The following is a 4,085-nucleotide window of genomic DNA, read 5'->3' as shown; positions in this document are numbered from 1 at the left end:
GCATACAACTCCGAATCATACAGCCGTTACTGGCGTTGAAGTCCGTCAGCGGGGATTAGGCATGAAACGTGATTACATGGCGGATCTTGTTGTGGATGCCAGTGGCCGCGCCTCCAAATTGACACAATGGTTGAAAGAGTTTGGATACGACGTACCTCGCCCTGATCGGATGAAAGCAGCTATCGGGTACAGTACGCGTCGATATAACGTTCCTGCACATAGGAAGCATCTGATCGAGAAATGGGATGTGATCAACATCATGGGCCAACCCTTGAATGGAACCTTTGCGGGGGTATTCTCCTTTATCGAGAATGAGGTGGCTGAAATGATGTTGTATCGCCCAGGCGGGCACTATCCGCCAACGGATGCAGAAGATTTCGAGCAGGAGGTCGCTCAGCTTCCAACGCCAATGATTGCAGAAATCCTGCGTGAACTCGAACCGATCGCTCCGCCCAAAGGTTTTCGCGTTCCTGAACTATACCGCCACCATTATGATAAAATGGAAAAATGGCCGAACGGATTGTTAGTGTTGGGCGATGCCTACTGCATCTATGACCCTATTTTTGGTCAAGGGATGACGGTTGCAGCTATAGAAGTGGATTTGCTGGACACCATGCTGCAGGAGCGGCAAACGAACCCAGAGCCACATTTTGAGCAAAAGTTTCTACGTACAATTCAAGAAAAAGCAATTACACCAGCCTGGTGGTTAAATTGTGCGGCGGATTTGCAGTGGGATGGCGTCGAATATGAGGCTGGCTCAGAACCTCTCAAGGGAGTTGCTTTTGGCAGCCGGTATATGAATTTGATCTTGAGAGAGGGAACGGCGAATCATAATTTCAAACTATTCGGTTTGTACTGGGGCGTTAATTCACTGTCATTGCCTCTGCATGAATTGTTTCATCCTCAGATGGTCAAGTCGGTTCTTGCGTCATCGGAGGAAGGACAGCAGTTACTAGCAGACCTGCTGAAAGAATACGAGCTGCCACTGGAAGAAGCATTGATTAGATTGATTCCAAGTTAGGAGTGAAGGATGTCTTGTCTCCATTAAATGAAGAACAAAAGCTTCAGATACGAGATGAACGCAGAGAGCAAATTATGAGCGCTGCGCTTAAGGTTTTTGCAAGACGTGGGATTATTGGGACGAAAATGAGCATGATCGCCGCTGAAGCACAGATTAGTCATGGACTACTTTATCATTACTTTACGTCGAAAGAAGAGCTGTTCACAACACTTGTTGAGAAGGCGATGTTTGCTTCGGATGAAGCTATGCAATTTGTTTATAAGCTTCCGGGCTCACCGATTGACAAAATAAGAGCATTAACGCAAGACATGTTGGATGAAGGCGGAACGGACTATTTTCTGCTGATTCATCAGGCGAGAACCTCAGATGGAGTGCCTGAGAAGGTCGTGGAGTTAATGGAGCGTTACTCCATGGACAATTACGTCTCGCAGCTGAAAGCCTTATTCCGAGAAGGGCAGGCAGCCGGTGAATTAATGGATGGCGATTTGGAAGAAATGATTTCTTCGTACTTATCGGTCCTCTCCGGTTTGATGGTATTAAATGTACAGAAGATTGGCGGCTACCAGTTTCCGAGAGTTGATGTGCTGTTAAAGATGATTACTCCTTAATAGGTAAATAGGATAGGGTAAGTAAGGGCTATTTCTGAGTAGATGAATCTACTTCGAGTGAGCCCATTTTTTATGTTGGAATGCTGAAAAATTAACGTAATCTACCAAAAGATTGTGGTATAATTTGAAATGTTGTACCGGAAATTGCCAATACATATGCAAATAACAAGGAGATTGAGAAATGATTTTAAGGCATAAGATTATTGGAATGATAGGGATGGTTATTTGCACTGGGATGATGTTTGGAACTTCGGTGCTAGCGGAGACAGGCAAATATCAGGACGTGCCAGAAGGCTACCTTTATAAAAATTACATCGAAGAGTTGTCTGCGAAGAAGTTGGTTGAAGGAACAGCGGACGGACAATTCTCACCTGATTCACCACTTACCAGAGAACAATTCGCTAAGCTAGTCGTTATGGTGTTCGGTTTGCCAGCCGCAGAAGGCGGCATCCCGTTTCAGGACTGTAATGAAGCATGGTCAACTCCCTACATTGTATCCGCTTACAAAGCAGGGATTATCCAAGGGACAAGCGAGGAGAATTTCTCGCCAAAGCAGTATGTGAGAAAGCAGGAAGCGGCAGTTATGCTAAGTAGGCTTTTTCCAGGGGCTGTGCAACAAAATGAACAGGACTGGGCTGGAGGAGCACTGACCTTCATACGGCATGACATACTTCCCGCATCGTTGCAGTCAATGTTGGACGACACGCAGGCACCTGTAAGTCGTGGGGAAGCAGCGGCATTGCTCAGCCTTTCGTTGCATGCTTCGGAGCGGGGGAAATCATCGTCTGAGCCAGTGGCGCCAGTAGCGTTGCCGTCGTCGGGACAACCTGGTGCCGTCTTACCGAGCTCCAATGATACGATAAAGAAGAATGCCCTGATTCTTGATCCAGCTCAAAAGAAAGAAGTCACAGTCAATGTTAATGCTGGTGAGCCCATGTATATCCAAGCAGAACTGAAGAAAAATAAGACATATGAGTTAGAGGCGCATGGAGAAAGTCAGTCCGGTTTTAGCATGGAGCTATCAAATGCAGAAGGGACTGTTTTGAACCAAGGGAATGTCAGCAGCCTGCAAGTTACAACGGATTCAGATGGAATCGTTTATGGAAAGGTACGAACGGAGCAGCAGAAAGGAACGATTACCCTCAAGTTAGTTGAGGCTGGTCTGGATTCGGATCATCCCATTAATCTGAAAGCAGGGCGATTCGATCAATTATTTCCCATTGGAGAAAACCTTTACTACAAAGCTGTGGCGAGTCATGACAATCCGTTAATGGTTCTAGCCAAAGAGACAGTTAGCTATCAACTAGTGCAGGCGAGCAAGGAAAAGAATCCTCCTGATACCAATAACCGCTACACCTTTATAAATGGTAGATTTACAAAGCTTGAACCTGAACCCGAAGTCATGAATATCGATTTCTCAATTTCAACGCGTAATGGGGAGCCTTATACCATCAACTGTGAGTGTGTTGTAAAGTTGACAACACCTGCGAGCACGGTCGTCTCGTTATCTGTAATGGACGGAGGTTCCATAGATAAGGCGTATGTAATCGGATGGAATAGAAGTAAATGGGAGACAGGGTATAAGGGCAATTCGATCGCAGGAGTTTACTATCAATTGGGGTTGGAGGCTGGGAAGGATTATACGATTGAAGTCAGCGATCAAATGAAGCCAGTAATTACTAAAACGGATTATATAGTGAGATTTCAGGACCCTCCAACTACTATGACTCCCGAACTTGACAATACGTTAGTAATAAAAAGAAAATTGACGATGTTCGGGCGATAGGAACTATGGTTCGCTATTTCTATGGAAAAGCACATTTTCCACCTGCAAGCGGAACTACGCTCCGCTATATTGCCAATCTCATCTGAAAAACACGCCAAAGAGGCTAATTAAGACCCTGTAGGTCCGCTCAAAATGGAAACAGCTCGGTTTAGTCCAGATAGAGGACTCCAGTTCCCTTTAGGAGAGCCTTAGCCGGATTCCCCGCTAGTTTTTTTGAATTTGTTAAGCCAGTTGAGGTGGAGGTTGGCTCTATGGTGAATAGGAAGATGGAATGGTAGGGGTTCGTATAGTAGCAAGATCAAGCTTGKCGGAGTATGAGCCGTCAAGCTTTTTTATGCAATAAAAAATGCTTGTGCGCTTGGCAGCGCAAACATGATGTAAAAAGTGCAGTCAATTCGCTTCTGAACCAGCTAAAAAATTACAGAATGATGTAAAAAGTACATCAAATATAGCGATTTTGCTCTATTTTCGATGGTATCGATCAGATTAACTGCACAAAATGCATGATTATCTCCGAAACCGATGAAGTAAAATAGTTTGTGTACCAGTATTTGGAGTATGGTCGAACGACAAAAAAGTAGGGTATTCTCGGGATTACCACACCACCAAGAAGGAGCCCTACTCAATGACTACTATACCCCAAAATAATTTAAATGATCTACTAGAAAAT

The 4,085-nt window shown here is 44.9% G+C and carries 3 protein-coding genes; all 3 read left to right on the top strand.

What is annotated here, in order from left to right; translation table 11 throughout:
- The coding region (locus AC1DUA_RS28615; RefSeq protein WP_477502987.1) for an NAD(P)/FAD-dependent oxidoreductase at positions 1 to 1,021 on the top strand (1,021 nt) is incomplete at its 5' end.
- 14 nt (positions 1,022 to 1,035) lie between these two features.
- A complete protein-coding gene (locus AC1DUA_RS28610) occupies positions 1,036 to 1,629 on the top strand; it encodes a TetR/AcrR family transcriptional regulator (protein ID WP_477502986.1) in 594 nt (197 codons plus the stop codon).
- A gap of 181 nt (positions 1,630 to 1,810) precedes the next feature.
- Complete coding sequence (locus AC1DUA_RS28605) at positions 1,811 to 3,415, top strand: S-layer homology domain-containing protein (protein ID WP_477502985.1); 1,605 nt, start codon at positions 1,811 to 1,813, stop codon at positions 3,413 to 3,415.
- Positions 3,416 to 4,085: the final 670 nt, after the last annotated feature.

Source organism: Paenibacillus sp. 01T422, assembly GCF_056398785.1.
This window is presented reverse-complemented; position numbering and strand designations above follow the sequence as displayed.